Consider the following 13,743-nt stretch of genomic DNA (forward strand, 5'->3'; position numbering starts at 1 on the left):
CCAGCAACTGGAGCAGGCTGGTGCGCTACATCGAAGGCGGGCATCTACCGATCGACAACAACCGCGCCGAGAACGCCATCCGTCCCTTCGTCATCGGCCGCAAGAACTGGCTGTTCAGCGACACGCCCAAGGGTGCCACGGCCAGCGCGCAGATCTACAGCCTGATCGAAACCGCCAAGGCTAATGGGCGAGAGCCCTATGCCTGGTTGCGCCACATCCTTGAACGCCTGCCAGCGGCGAGCCGCGTCGAGGGTTACGAAGCGCTGCTGCCGTGGAGTTGCTCGCCAGCTTCTGCCTCTGCTTCCTGAAAAAAAACCGTCCGCCAGGACGGGGTTTATGGAGCGGTTACGTGACTACATTGGTCGATTTTTCTGGGAAGGACTGGTCTAGTCAGCATTGGGGAGTGCTGAAAAGCCCATTTCCTGGGGTGGCCTGGTTCAGTCGGGTCGTTCGTAGCGGATTCATAATGCCCGGTTCGCGCTAGCCGCTACCTGGAGATTCCCAAACCCCAAAAACAACAAAACCCCGCTTCGCGGGGTTTTGTTCATGCACTGCTCCCAACGATCAAACGTTAAAGCGGAAGTGCATCACGTCGCCGTCCTTGACGATGTAGTCCTTGCCTTCCAGGCGCCATTTGCCGGCTTCCTTGGCGCCGGCTTCGCCCTTGTACTGGATGAAGTCGTTGTAGGCGATGACTTCGGCGCGGATGAAGCCTTTTTCAAAGTCGGTGTGGATCGCTGCAGCCGACTGCGGGGCGGTGGCGCCGACTTTGACGGTCCAGGCGCGTACTTCCTTCACGCCAGCGGTGAAGTAGGTCTGCAGGTTGAGCAGCGAGTAACCGGCGCGGATCACGCGGTTCAGGCCCGGCTCTTCCATGCCCATGGTTTCGAGGAACATCTGCATTTCTTCGAGATCGTCCAGTTCGGCGATCTCGGCTTCGATCTTGTTGCACACCGGTACGACGATGGCGCCTTCCGCTTCGGCGATGGCGTTGACCACGTCGAGGTGCGGGTTGTTCTCGAAGCCGTCTTCGGCGACGTTGGCGATGTACATCACCGGCTTGGTGGTGAGCAGGTGGAAGGTCTTGGCCAGGCGCTTCTCGTCGTCACCCAGGTCTTTGAGCAGGCTGCGTGCCGGCTTGCCTTCGGTGAGGTGGGGGATGAGCTTTTCCAGCAGGGCCTTCTGCGCCACGGATTCCTTGTCGCCACCCTTGGCGGTGCGAGCCACGCGCTGCAGTTGCTTCTCGCAGCTGTCGAGGTCGGCCATGATCAGTTCGAGGTCGATGATCTCGATGTCGCGCTTGGGGTCGACGCTGTTGGCAACGTGGATGACGTTCTCGTCTTCGAAGCAGCGCACCACGTGGGCGATGGCGTCGGTCTCGCGGATGTTGGCGAGGAACTTGTTGCCCAGGCCTTCACCTTTCGACGCGCCCGCTACCAGGCCGGCGATGTCGACGAATTCCATGGTGGTGGGGATGACCTTTTCGGGCTTGACGATCTCGGCCAGGGCATCCAGGCGCGGGTCGGGCATGGGCACGATGCCGCTGTTCGGCTCGATGGTGCAGAAGGGGAAGTTCTCCGCCGCGATGCCGGATTTGGTGAGGGCGTTGAACAGGGTGGACTTGCCGACGTTGGGCAGGCCGACGATGCCGCAGTTGAATCCCATGATGTGTCCCTCGGGGGAAAGGTGGTTACTTGGTGGCCTTCTGGCTATGCAGTTTGCGCATGGCCACGGTCCAGTCGCCGGCAAGTATTTCCGGCAGGACGTCCAAGGCGAAGTCGATGCTCTTGTCGAGCAGTTCCTGTTCGCTGCGTGGGGCGCGTCCGAGCACGTAGCCGGATACCAGGCTGGCGTGCCCCGGATGGCCGATGCCGAGCCGCAGGCGGTGGAAGTTATTCTGGTTGCCGAGCTGGGCGATGATGTCGCGCAGGCCGTTGTGCCCACCGTGGCCGCCGCCCTGTTTGAGCTTGGCGACGCCGGGTGGCATGTCGAGTTCGTCGTGGGCCACCAGGATTTCTTCGGGCTTGAGCTTGAAGAAATTGGCCAAGGCCGCCACGGACTGGCCGCTGCGGTTCATGTAGGTGGTGGGGATGAGCAGGCGAACTTCGCGCCCCTGGTGAACGAACTTGCCCACCAGGCCGAAATACTTGCGATCGACAGAGAGGTTGACGCGCTGGCTCTCGGCCACGCGCTCAACGAAAAGGGCCCCTGCATTGTGCCGGGTCTGGTCGTATTCGGGGCCGGGGTTACCCAGGCCAACGATCAGTTGTACGGCAGTCATACAGGAGCCCTTTTGAGGAAATCGCCCGGCGTGATCGCCTGCCGGGCGGGTTCCGCGCTGCGATTACTCGGCAGCGCCTTCTTCGTCTTTAACGCGGCTGGCGTGGATGTTGGAGACAGCCAGGTCGTTACCGTGAGCCAGAGCAACCAGCTCAACGCCTTTCGGCAGCTTCAGGTCGGACATGTGGACAGTCTGGCCAACTTCTACGGCAGCCATGTCGACTTCGATGAATTCCGGCAGGTCTTTCGGTAGGCAGGAAACTTCGACTTCGCTGATGGTGTGGGAGATCTCGCCACCTTGCTGCTTCACGCCAACGGCGGTTGCTTCGTTGATGAAGTGCAGGGGTACGTGGGCGGTCAGTTTCTGGCCGGCTACGACGCGCTGGAAGTCAGCGTGCAGAACGAAGCCTTTGGCCGGGTGGCGCTGCAGGGCTTTGATCAGAACGTTTTCTTTGGTACCGGCAACGTCCAGGCTCAGGACGTGGCTGAAGGCAGCTTCGTTTTCCAGCAGCTTGGCCAGGTCTTTGGCCAGCAGGCTGATCGATTGCGGGGCTTTGTCGCCACCGTAGATCACGGCAGGCACCATGGACACGTTACGACGCAGGCGGCGGCTCGCACCTTTCCCCAGGTCGGAACGCACTTCGGCATTCAGGGCAAATTCAACAGTCATTTCACATCTCCAAAATAACCAAACCGCCTTGTGGCTTGCGACCAGCCTCGGGCGGTAGGGCAAAAAGCCCCGCACGAGGCGGGGCAGTGTGATCTGGCCAGTTCCGCTTAGCGGAACATGGCGCTGATCGATTCTTCGTTGCTGATGCGGCGGACCGCTTCGGCGACGACCGGGGCGATGTCGAGCTGGCGAATACGCGAGCAGGACTGCGCCGCAGCGGACAGCGGGATGGTGTTGGTGACCACCAGCTCGTCCAGGACGGAATTCTCGATGTTCTCGATGGCGCGGCCGGACAGCACCGGGTGGGTGCAGTAGGCGTAGACCTTGGCGGCGCCGCGCTCTTTCAGTGCTTTGGCGGCGTGGCACAGGGTACCGGCGGTGTCGACCATGTCGTCGACCAGGATGCAGGTACGGCCTTCGACGTCACCGATGATGTGCATCACTTCGGACTGGTTGGCCTTCTCGCGACGCTTGTCGATGATAGCCAGGTCGACGCCCAGGCTCTTGGCCACGGCGCGAGCACGAACAACTCCGCCGATATCGGGGGAGACGATCATCAGGTTGTCGAAGCGCTGGTCTTCGATGTCATCGACCAGGACCGGGGAGCCGTAGATGTTGTCCACCGGAATGTCGAAGAAGCCCTGGATCTGGTCAGCGTGCAGGTCGACGGTCAGTACGCGGTCGATACCGACCACGGTGAGCATGTCGGCAACCACTTTGGCGCTGATTGCCACGCGCGCGGAGCGCGGACGGCGATCCTGGCGAGCATAACCGAAGTAGGGGATGACTGCAGTGATGCGAGTCGCCGAGGAACGGCGGAAGGCGTCGGCCATCACTACCAGTTCCATCAGGTTGTCGTTGGTGGGTGCACAGGTCGGCTGAATCAGGAAGACGTCCTTACCGCGAACGTTCTCGTTGATTTCGATCATGACTTCGCCGTCGGAGAACTTACCGACCGAAGCATCGCCGAGGGGAATGTGCAGCTGACGAACGATCCGTCGCGCCAGATCGGGGTTTGCGTTCCCCGTGAAGACCATCATCTTGGACACGCGCAGTACCTGCCGGCTGGGGGTATACCTGGATGGGTATGGAAAATGGCAGGGGCGGCTGGATTCGAACCAACGCATGCCAGGATCAAAACCTGGTGCCTTACCGCTTGGCGACGCCCCTATATTCTGTGTTGAATGCTTGTTGACTCGGTTCTCGATGCCTCCCGAGGGAGGTTATGGCAGGGGCGGCTGGATTCGAACCAACGCATGCCAGGATCAAAACCTGGTGCCTTACCGCTTGGCGACGCCCCTGTATCATATAACCGAATGCTGAGCATTCACTTCTTGGCCAATGCTTGGAGCCTGCGGTGCAGCATCGAAATGTTGCGACCTTGAGCGACAAAGCTCGGCAAAGTGCCTGGAAGTTGGCGGGCGACTTTATCAGCATCGTCCCTATTTGGGAAGCTCCCAAATATGCAAGCTCCAGTGCCGGTCAATCTAGCTGAAACAAATTTGTTCAACAAGATCAAAGCGTTACGAACTTCAGGGTAACGCTTCTCTACAACCGGCTGGCAGTCGTTTCGACCACCCCCCGCAAGAAGGCTGCGAACTTTAATGGGCGGCGTATCGCGTGTCAACTCGGGCGAGCCGAAAACCTCTGCTGTGCTGACAAAGACTTGCGGTACTACGACGAGGAACCAGGGCTCGTCCAGTTCGACTGGGGTCAGGCGCTCGCCAACGCCCTCGGCGAAGGCCGCGCGGCCGCGCACGAATACCGGTACGTCGGCGCCCAGGGTCAGGCCCAGTTCGGCCAGGCGATCTTCGCCCAGTTGGGTTTGCCACAGGTGGTCGAGACCGAGCAGGGTGGTGGCGGCATCCGAGCTGCCACCGCCGATGCCGCCGCCCATGGGCAGGCGCTTGTTCAGCCAGATATCGGCGCCGAGCTGGGTGCCGCTGGCTTCCTGCAGCCTTTTGGCCGCGTGCACGATCAGGTTGCTGTCATGTGGCACGCCGTCGATGGGTGTATGCAGGCGGATTTCGCCATCCTGGCGCAGGCTGAAACCGAGTTCGTCGCCGTGGTCGAGAAACTGAAACAGGGTCTGCAGCTCGTGATAGCCGTCGGCGCGGCGGCCGAGGATATGCAGCATCAGGTTGAGCTTGGCGGGGGCGGGCAGGATCAGTTCGGCGTGGCTGGGGATGGCGGTGTTGGTCATGGAGTGCGCTGAAGAGTCGTGTTAGGGGCTTGCCTCCCCTCTCCCGCTTGCGGGAAAGGCGCGGGGGAGAGGGGCGGCAAATCACCCTCTCCCCGGCCCTCTCCCATAAATGGGAGAGGAAGTGGTCCGCGGAAGTAGCAGGCCGCGTGGCCTATCCACGCGGCTGCGTGCTATGGGCGGCGCTGGGCAAGCTGTCGCGGCCGAAGCCCCCCCCTCCCACAGAGAATGTGGTCGCTTACTGCCCCAACTGACGCGGCTGCCAGTCCTTGATCACCAGGGTCACTTCCAGGTCCTGGCCGTAGAGCTTCAGGCGCTCCGGCAGGGCGTAGCCGTTCTGCTCGGTGTAGCGCTGGTATTCGACCTGCCAGCCGTCCTGTTCCAGCTGCGCCAGGTGGCTTTGCTCATCGAGTGTAATGCGGCTGCGGCTTTCCGGGGCGGGCAGGCCGCGAATCCACCAGAGCAGGTTGGACACTGGCAGGTCCAGGCGCAGTTGCTCTTGCAGCAGGGCTTCCGGCGATTCGGCGCGGAAACGACCGCGGTTGGATACTTCCAGCAGGATGTCGCCCGGGCGGCCGGTCAGGCGGGCGGCGCCGCCACCCAGCGGGCCGGACAGGCGAATGTCGTAGTAATCCTGGCGCTGCAGCCAGAACAGGGTGGCGCTGCCGGAGTCCTGCGGGGCGCGGATGCCGATCTTGCCGTTGATCTGCCAGCCATCGAGCTGAGTGATCTGCTCTTTGTGGGCTTTCCACTGGGCCGGGTCGCCCTGGCCTTCCAGCGCTTCGTGCGAGGTGAGGCCGGCGCAGCCGGCGAGCAGGGCGATAAGGCTGAATACGAGTAGGTGACGAAGCATCAAAGAGTCTCGGAACCGGTCAGGCGCAACAGCGTGTCACGCAGAATGGGGCTGTCGGGCGTTGCGCTGAGGGCGTCGCGCCAGACGCGTCGGGCGTCGCGCTGCTTGCCTTGGGCCCAGAGCACTTCGCCGAGGTGGGCGGCCACTTCGTGGTCGGGGAATTTCTCCAGGGCCTGGCGCAGCAGGCGCTCGGCCTCGTCGAGGTTGCCCTGGCGATAGTTGACCCAGCCGAGGCTGTCGAGAATCGCCGGGTCGTCCGGGTTGAGCTGGTGCGCTTTCTCGATCAGCTCGCGCGCTTCTTCATAGCGCGTGGTGCGGTCGGCCAGGGTGTAGCCGAGGGCGTTGAGCGCCATGGCGTGTTCCGGCTCGCGCTGGATGATATAGCGTAGGTCGGTTTCCAGCTGGGCCAGGTCATCGCGCTTTTCCGCGAGCATGGCGCGGGTATAAAGCAGGTTCAGGTCGTTGGGGTACTGTTCCAGCCCTTCGTTGATCACCTTCCAGGCCGCCTCGACCTGGCGGTGATTGCTCAGGCCTTCGGCTTCGATCAGGTACAGCTGGATGGCGTAATCGGGCTGTGCGCTGCGTGCCTGGGCCAGGCGTGCGCTGGCTTCTTCACTGCGCTGTTGGGCGAACAGCAGTTCGGCCTGGCGTTGCTGGGCCGGCAGATAGTCGTTGCTCGGGCCGACCAGGGCGTATTCCTGCAGAGCTCTGTCGTTGTCGCTCAGCGCTTCGTAAGCGCGGCCGAGGTTGTAGTGCGCGGCATCGACATGGCTGCGGCGTTCGACCAGCTCTTCGAGGTAGACGATGGCTTCTTCCCAGGCTTCAGCTTCCAGGCACACCAGCGCCAGGGAGAAACGCAGGTCGTCGTCGTTGGGGTTTTCCTGCACCAGCTTGGCGAACTCGCCCTTGGCGTCGTCGAGGCGATCCTGCTCGACCAGCAGGCGCGCATAGGTCAGGCGCAGGCGTTTGTCGTCGGGGTTGTTGCGGATGCCTTTCTGCAGGATCGGCATGGCCTCTTTGCCACGGCCGAGGCTCTGCAGCAGGCGGGCGCGCAGCAGGATCGGCGATACCTCGTTGCTGCTCGCCGCGCTGTCTTCGAGCAGCTTCAGTGCCTCTTCGGCGCGGCCGTCCTGTTGCAGGAGGATGGCCTTGCCGAACAGCAGCTGGCTGTTGTCCGGGTTCTTGCTCAGCAGGCGATCGAAGCCCTGCAGCAGGCCGGCGCGGGTATCCGGGTCGGTTTCTGCGGCGGACAGGGCGAGGAAGTCGAAGTGGGTATCGCCCTGGCGCTGCAGCACCTGCTCCATATAGGTCATGGATTCGTCGTAACGGCCAGCGCGGGCCAGCTGCACGGCGGCGGCGCGTTGGGCGTCGATGTTGCTTGGCGCGCTCCTGGCCCAGATCAGTGCGCTGTCGAGCGCGGCCTGTTCGGCGCCGAGGTACTCGGCAATACGGAAGGCGCGTTCGGCAACACCGGCATCGCCAGTGGCGTTGGCCTGCTGCACGTAGTTGCTGAGGGCGATGTCGAAGCGATTGCGCTGCCCGGCCAGCTCGGCAGTGAGCAGGGCGAACAGGGTTTCCTCGCTGAACGAGCCGTATTCGCTCGGTTCCAGCTGGGTGGTCTGATCGGCTTCCTGTACCGGCGGCGTACCGTCCGGCTCGCTGGGGGCGAAGGTTTGGCAGCCGCTGAGGAAGGCGAATGCAGTGAGCAACGCGAGGGGTCTGTTCATAGTGCCTTGTCGTGCGTTATTCCGGGGCGGGGGCCGTGCTGGCGCGTGCCCTGCGACGTTCGCGGCATCATGACACAAGCCTTGGAGCAAGCCCACTGGCCAGGACGATGCGGCGAACTGTCTATTGGGACAATAGGTCGCGGGAGTTGTTCTCTCGGGGGCGAAGTAGGACAATTGCCGGCTCCCGTATTGCCCCTCAGCGACCCTGCATGGCCTTTATCGCCCTCGGTATCAACCACAAGACCGCCTCGGTAGAGGTGCGCGAGCGCGTTGCTTTCACCCCGGAGCAACTGGTCGAGGCGTTGCAGCAGCTGTGTCGGCTGACACCCAGCCGCGAGGCAGCGATCCTCTCTACCTGCAACCGCAGCGAGTTGTACCTGGAGCAAGATCAACTGAGCAGCGATGAAGTGCTGCAGTGGCTGGCCGACTATCATCGCCTGAGTGTCGCCGAATTGCGCGCCTGCGCCTACGTGTACAGCGAGGAGGACGCGGTTCGGCACATGATGCGCGTCGCCTGCGGGCTTGACTCGATGGTGCTGGGCGAGCCGCAGATTCTCGGCCAGCTCAAGTCCGCCTACGCCGTGGCGCGTGAGGCCGGCACCGTCGGACCGTTGCTCGGCCGTCTGTTCCAGGCCACCTTCAGCACTGCCAAGACGGTGCGCACCGATACCGCCATCGGTGAAAACCCGGTGTCCGTGGCCTTCGCTGCCGTGAGCCTGGCCAAGCAGATCTTCGCCGACCTGCACCGCAGCCAGGCGCTGCTGATCGGCGCCGGCGAAACCATCAGCCTGGTCGCCCGCCACCTGCATGATCAGGGCATCAAGCGCATCGTCGTCGCTAACCGCACCCTGGAGCGCGCCAGCCAGTTGGCCGAGCAGTTCGGCGCGCATGCGGTGCTGCTGTCGGACATCCCCGATGAGCTGGCGCACAGCGATATCGTCATCAGCTCCACCGCCAGCCAGTTGCCGATTCTCGGCAAGGGGGCGGTGGAAAGCGCGCTGAAAAAACGCAGGCACAAGCCGATCTTCATGGTCGACATCGCCGTGCCGCGTGATATCGAGCCACAGGTGGGCGAGCTGGACGACGTTTACCTCTATACCGTCGACGACCTGCACGAGGTCATCGAGGAAAACCTCAAGAGCCGCCAGGGCGCCGCGCAGGCAGCCGAGGAGCTGGTGGCAGCCGGTACCGACGATTTCATGCTGCGCCTGCGCGAGCTGGCCGCAGTCGATGTGCTCAAGGCCTATCGCCAGCAGGCCGAGCGTCTGCGCGACGAGGAACTGGCCAAGGCGCAGCGCATGCTGGCCAACGGCAGCAATCCCGAAGATGTGCTGGCGCAACTGGCCCGTGGCCTGACCAACAAGCTGCTGCACGCACCCAGCGTACGCATGAAGAAACTCACCGCCGAGGGGCGCGTCGATGCGCTCAGCCTGGCCCAGGAATTGTTCGCTCTCGACGAGAGCGCGCCGCAGGACAAAGGTCTGCAATGAAAGCTTCACTGTTGAACAAGCTGGACAACCTCAGCGACCGCTTCGAGGAACTGACGGCGCTGCTCGGCGATGCCGAGGTGATTTCCAAGCAGACGCAGTTTCGCGCCTATTCCAAGGAATACGCCGAGATCGAGCCGGTGATTGCCACCTTTCGCGAGCTGCGCAAGGTACAGAGCGACCTCGAAGGCGCTCAGGCGCTGCTCAAGGACAGCGACGCGGACATGCGCGAGATGGCCGAAGAGGAAGTGGCCCAGGCCAAGGAAGCGCTGGTCACCCTGGAAGACAAGCTGCAGCGCATGCTGCTGCCGAAAGACCCCAACGACGGCCGCAACGTCTATCTGGAAATCCGCGCCGGCACCGGCGGTGACGAGGCGGCGATCTTCTCCGGCGACCTGTTCCGCATGTACTCGCGCTATGCCGAGAGGCAGGGTTGGCGCGTCGAGGTGCTGTCGGCCAACGAAGGCGAGCACGGCGGTTTCAAGGAAGTGATCGCCCGTGTCGAGGGCGACAACGTCTACGCCAAGCTCAAGTTCGAGTCCGGTGCTCATCGCGTGCAGCGCGTGCCAGAAACCGAATCCCAGGGCCGCATCCACACCTCCGCCTGCACTGTGGCGGTATTGCCGGAGCCGGACGAGCAGGCGGCCATCGAGATCAACCCGGCCGATTTGCGCGTAGACACCTACCGCTCATCCGGCGCCGGTGGCCAGCACGTCAACACCACCGACTCGGCGATCCGCATCACCCACATTCCCACCGGCACCGTGGTGGAATGTCAGGAAGAACGCTCGCAGCACAAGAACCGCGCCAAGGCCATGGCCTGGTTGGCGGCCAAGCTGCAGGACCAGCAGGAAGCGGCGGCGCACAAGGAAATCTCCGAAACGCGCAAGCTGCTGGTGGGCTCGGGCGACCGCTCCGAGCGCATCCGCACCTACAACTTCCCGCAGGGCCGGGTGACCGACCACCGCATTAACCTGACCCTGTATTCGCTGAACGACGTGATCGCAGGCGGCGTCGACGCCATCATCGAGCCGCTGCTGGCCGAGTACCAGGCCGACCAGTTGGCGGCGTTGGGCGATTAAGTGCAGCGGTGCGCATGGCTGGCGCCGCTACGAGAACGACATGGCCACCATTGAATCCCTGCTTAACAGCGCCGACCTGCCCGACTCGCCCACGCCGCGGCTGGACGCCGAGCTGCTGTTGGCGGCCGCGCTGAACAAGCCGCGCAGTTACCTGCGTACCTGGCCGGAGCGCGAGCTGGATGACGAGCAACTGGCCCTGTTTCAGAACCACCTGCAACGCCGTCGTCAGGGCGAGCCAGTCGCTTATATCCTCGGTCATCAGGGCTTCTGGAGCCTCGATCTGGAAGTGGCGCCACATACCCTGATTCCACGTCCGGACACCGAACTGCTGGTGGAAACCGCGCTCGAACTGCTGCCGGCCACGCCGCTGGCTGTACTCGATCTGGGCACCGGCACCGGCGCCATCGCCCTGGCCCTGGCCAGCGAGCGTCCGGCCTGGCAGGTGACCGGCGTGGATCGCGTCGAGGACGCCGTGGCCCTGGCTGAGCGCAACCGTCAGCGCCTGCAACTGGGTAACGCAGCGTTCTTGCATAGCCACTGGTTCTCTGCACTGAGCGGACAGCGTTATGGCCTGATCCTGAGCAACCCACCCTATATCCGCGCTGACGACCAGCATCTCGAACAGGGTGATGTGCGTTTCGAACCGAGCAGCGCTCTGATCGCCGGCAGCGACGGGCTGAACGATATTCGTGTGATCATCCAGGCCGCGCCGCAGCACCTGCTGTCCGGTGGCTGGCTGCTGCTGGAGCATGGCTTCGATCAGGCCGAGGCCGTGCGCAGCTTGCTCAGCGAGGGCGGCTTCGTCGCGGTCAATAGTCGGCGTGACCTGGGTGGTCATGAGCGCATCAGTTTGGGACGTTTCGACCGTGAGTGATCAGATGCTGAGCGATGATGAGCTGCTGCGTTACAGCCGGCAGATCCTGCTGAAACAGATCGATGTGCAAGGCCAACTGCGTCTCAAACAGGGCCGTGTATTGATCGTCGGTATGGGCGGGCTGGGCTCGCCGGTGGCGCTGTATCTGGCGGCCGCTGGCGTCGGTGAGTTGCACCTGGCGGACTTCGATACGGTGGACCTGACCAACCTGCAGCGGCAGATCGCCCACGACACCGCCAGCATCGGCCAGGCCAAGGTGGATTCGGCCATGGCGCGGCTGGGGGCGATCAATCCGCAGATCACACTGGTGCCGCATCGGCAGGCGTTGGACGTCGACTCGCTGGCCGCCGCCGTGAGCTCCGTCGACCTGGTGCTGGACTGCTCGGACAATTTCTCCACCCGCGAGGCGGTCAATGCTGCCTGCGTCGCGGCGGGCAAGCCGCTGGTCTCCGGGGCGGCGATCCGCCTGGAAGGCCAGCTCTCGGTGTTCGATCCGCGCAACGCCGCCAGCCCTTGTTATCACTGCCTGTATGGCCACGGCAGCGAGGCCGAGCTGACCTGCAGCGAAGCCGGCGTGGTCGGCCCGCTGGTGGGGCTGGTCGGTAGCCTGCAGGCACTGGAGGCGCTCAAGCTGCTGGCCGGTTTCGGTGAGCCGCTGGTAGGCCGTCTGCTGCTGATCGACGCGCTGGGTACGCGTTTTCGCGAGTTGCGGGTCAAGCGTGACCCGGCCTGCGAGGTGTGCGGTGGGCGCTAACAGGCCGTTGAAAAACGTAGGCGAGGCAGGCAAGACAAGGCAAAAACGGCCGAAAAAGCGCAGTTTACGTGTTGTAAATGAGCATTTTGAGGCCGTTTTTAACGCAGTATTGCCAACGCAGGTAGTTTTTCAACGGCCTGCTAAGGATAGGCTGCGTAGCCGTGGGGATGATTTGAAATGAATCAGTCGCAGGCGCCGATTGGCGTTTTCGACTCCGGCGTCGGCGGCCTGTCGGTGCTGCGCGAGATTCGTCAGCTACTACCCAACGAGTCGCTGCTTTACGTCGCTGACAGCGGCCACGTGCCTTACGGCGAGAAAAGCCCGGAATACATTCGCGAACGCTGCGTGCTAATCACCGAGCACCTGCTGGCGCAGGGTGCCAAGGCCCTGGTGCTGGCCTGCAATACCGCCACGGCCGCAGCTGCCGCCGAGCTGCGCGAGCGTTATCCGGATTTGCCCATCGTCGGCATGGAGCCGGCGGTAAAACCGGCGGCGGCGGCGACCCGCAGTGGCGTGGTCGGTGTGCTGGCAACCACCGGTACGCTCAAGAGCGCCAGGTTCGCTGCACTGCTCGATCGCTTCGCCAATGATGTGCGGGTGATCACCCAGCCCTGTCCGGGGTTGGTGGAATGCATCGAGGCCGGCGAGCTGCAGGCACCGGCCACGCGCGAACTGCTGCAAGGTTATGTGGCGCCGCTGTTGGCCGAGGGCTGTGACACGCTGATTCTCGGCTGCACCCACTATCCCTTCCTGCGTCCGCTGCTGGTCGAGCTGGTGCCACCTTCGGTGACCCTCATCGATACCGGCGCGGCAGTGGCGCGGCAGCTGCAGCGTTTGCTCACTCAGCACGACATGCTGGCAACTGCGCCCACTCGGGCCACTCGCTACTGGAGCAGCGGAAACACTGCGCAACTTTGCCGAGTATTGCCGATTTTGTTGAGTGAAACGGCCGAAGTGCTTTCGATATAGTGAATTTTTTTCGGTTTGGGCTTTCTCTGATATCGAATACTTCTATATTTTTGTAACGAGCCTGATAAAAACTTCCCGCTATACAAGGAATGACTCATGAAGAAGTTATATGCCTTTGCCGCAGCTACGGCCCTGACGTTTGGAATCATGGGTGCTGCGCAGGCTGCGGACGTAACCGCGGCTATTGGTCAGAGTGGCGACTCCACCATGGTTTATCGCTTGGGCGCGCAGTGGGACTGGAACCACAGCTGGCTGGAGAGCAGCTATGGACGTCTGACTGGTTACTGGGACCTGGGTTACACCTACTGGGGTGGCGATGACACGGCGAGTAACCACAGCGTTTCTTTCGCGCCGGTATTCGTTTACGAGTTCGCCGGGCAGAACGTGCGTCCGTACATCGAAGCCGGCATCGGCGTTGCGGCGTTCTCCAGCACAGAGCTGGAAAGCAACGATCTGGGCTCGTCGTTTCAGTTCGAAGACCGCATCGGAGTCGGCCTGCGTTTCGCGGGGCAGGAGATTGGTCTGCGTGCCATTCACTATTCCAACGCGGGCCTGAAGAACCCCAATGACGGCGCGGAAGCCTACACCGTGCATTACCGCATGAGCTTCTGAATAAAAAGACCGGGCAAGCCCCTAATGCCAGTCAGTTAAGCTGACTGGCATTTTTATTGTGCGCCAGGCATGGCGCGTAGCGCCGTGACTGGCGCTGTTCGGTTCACTGTGGTGGTGGACTGGACGACTTGGAGGTGAAAGTCCTCTACACACCCGGCAAGGGGAAGTGTTAGCCAGAGGCAAGGGTGTCGCGGGCGACTGCGAATCTGAAGGAAGCCCGAGGCAAAATGCTGGC

14 protein-coding genes and 2 tRNA genes are annotated in these 13,743 nt (G+C 62.8%); 7 read left to right on the forward strand and 9 right to left on the reverse strand.

Annotated features, from left to right (window positions below; translation table 11 throughout):
- Positions 1-308 (forward strand): transposase domain-containing protein (locus tag PSOLE_RS22615; RefSeq protein ID WP_140418997.1); only part of this gene is annotated, 308 nt, incomplete at its 5' end.
- Positions 309-564: 256 nt separating this feature from the next.
- On the opposite strand, the gene ychF is transcribed toward PSOLE_RS22615, so the two are convergent.
- The 9 genes from ychF to PSOLE_RS22660 all read right to left on the reverse strand — a co-directional run bounded on the left by ychF (position 565) and on the right by PSOLE_RS22660 (position 7,730).
- Positions 565-1,665 (reverse strand): redox-regulated ATPase YchF, encoded by a 1,101-nt coding sequence (gene ychF / locus PSOLE_RS22620; RefSeq protein ID WP_074861200.1) that lies wholly within the window; start codon positions 1,663-1,665, stop codon positions 565-567.
- Between the two features lie 25 nt (positions 1,666-1,690).
- Positions 1,691-2,281: an aminoacyl-tRNA hydrolase gene (gene pth, locus PSOLE_RS22625; RefSeq protein ID WP_074861198.1), complete on the reverse strand. Its 591-nt coding sequence runs from the start codon at positions 2,279-2,281 to the stop codon at positions 1,691-1,693.
- A 63-nt stretch (positions 2,282-2,344) separates the two neighbouring features.
- Positions 2,345-2,950, reverse strand: coding sequence for a 50S ribosomal protein L25/general stress protein Ctc (locus PSOLE_RS22630; protein ID WP_003459503.1), 606 nt, complete (start codon positions 2,948-2,950; stop codon positions 2,345-2,347).
- Positions 2,951-3,057: 107 nt separating this feature from the next.
- Positions 3,058-3,999 (reverse strand): ribose-phosphate pyrophosphokinase, encoded by a 942-nt coding sequence (locus tag PSOLE_RS22635; protein WP_003244667.1) that lies wholly within the window; start codon positions 3,997-3,999, stop codon positions 3,058-3,060.
- A 46-nt stretch (positions 4,000-4,045) separates the two neighbouring features.
- Positions 4,046-4,120 (reverse strand) — tRNA-Gln (locus PSOLE_RS22640).
- Positions 4,121-4,176: 56 nt separating this feature from the next.
- Positions 4,177-4,251, reverse strand: a tRNA-Gln gene (locus PSOLE_RS22645).
- A gap of 26 nt (positions 4,252-4,277) precedes the next feature.
- Positions 4,278-5,153: a 4-(cytidine 5'-diphospho)-2-C-methyl-D-erythritol kinase gene (gene ispE, locus PSOLE_RS22650; protein ID WP_074861196.1), complete on the reverse strand. Its 876-nt coding sequence runs from the start codon at positions 5,151-5,153 to the stop codon at positions 4,278-4,280.
- A 235-nt stretch (positions 5,154-5,388) separates the two neighbouring features.
- A complete protein-coding gene (lolB, locus tag PSOLE_RS22655) occupies positions 5,389-6,006 on the reverse strand; it encodes a lipoprotein insertase outer membrane protein LolB (RefSeq protein WP_039964354.1) in 618 nt (205 codons plus the stop codon).
- Complete coding sequence (locus PSOLE_RS22660; protein ID WP_003459509.1) at positions 6,003-7,730, reverse strand: tetratricopeptide repeat protein; 1,728 nt, start codon at positions 7,728-7,730, stop codon at positions 6,003-6,005. Before PSOLE_RS22660 ends, lolB begins: the two co-directional genes overlap by 4 nt.
- A gap of 209 nt (positions 7,731-7,939) precedes the next feature.
- Between PSOLE_RS22660 and hemA the strand changes: the two genes are divergently transcribed.
- The 6 genes from hemA to PSOLE_RS22695 all read left to right on the forward strand — a co-directional run bounded on the left by hemA (position 7,940) and on the right by PSOLE_RS22695 (position 13,508).
- Positions 7,940-9,220, forward strand: a complete 1,281-nt coding sequence (gene hemA / locus PSOLE_RS22665; protein WP_074861195.1) for a glutamyl-tRNA reductase — start codon at positions 7,940-7,942, stop codon at positions 9,218-9,220.
- Positions 9,217-10,299, forward strand: coding sequence for a peptide chain release factor 1 (gene prfA / locus PSOLE_RS22670; protein WP_074861193.1), 1,083 nt, complete (start codon positions 9,217-9,219; stop codon positions 10,297-10,299). Before hemA ends, prfA begins: the two co-directional genes overlap by 4 nt.
- 40 nt (positions 10,300-10,339) lie before the next feature.
- A complete protein-coding gene (prmC, locus tag PSOLE_RS22675; RefSeq protein WP_003459512.1) occupies positions 10,340-11,173 on the forward strand; it encodes a peptide chain release factor N(5)-glutamine methyltransferase in 834 nt (277 codons plus the stop codon).
- 4 nt (positions 11,174-11,177) lie between these two features.
- Positions 11,178-11,927: a molybdopterin-synthase adenylyltransferase MoeB gene (locus PSOLE_RS22680; protein WP_074861203.1), complete on the forward strand. Its 750-nt coding sequence runs from the start codon at positions 11,178-11,180 to the stop codon at positions 11,925-11,927.
- A gap of 177 nt (positions 11,928-12,104) precedes the next feature.
- A complete protein-coding gene (gene murI / locus PSOLE_RS22690) occupies positions 12,105-12,896 on the forward strand; it encodes a glutamate racemase (RefSeq protein ID WP_074861190.1) in 792 nt (263 codons plus the stop codon).
- 96 nt (positions 12,897-12,992) lie between these two features.
- Positions 12,993-13,508: an acyloxyacyl hydrolase gene (locus PSOLE_RS22695; protein ID WP_074861188.1), complete on the forward strand. Its 516-nt coding sequence runs from the start codon at positions 12,993-12,995 to the stop codon at positions 13,506-13,508.
- Positions 13,509-13,743: the final 235 nt, after the last annotated feature.

It is taken from the genome of Pseudomonas oleovorans subsp. oleovorans, from assembly GCF_002197815.1.
Taxonomy (GTDB): domain Bacteria; phylum Pseudomonadota; class Gammaproteobacteria; order Pseudomonadales; family Pseudomonadaceae; genus Aquipseudomonas; species Aquipseudomonas oleovorans.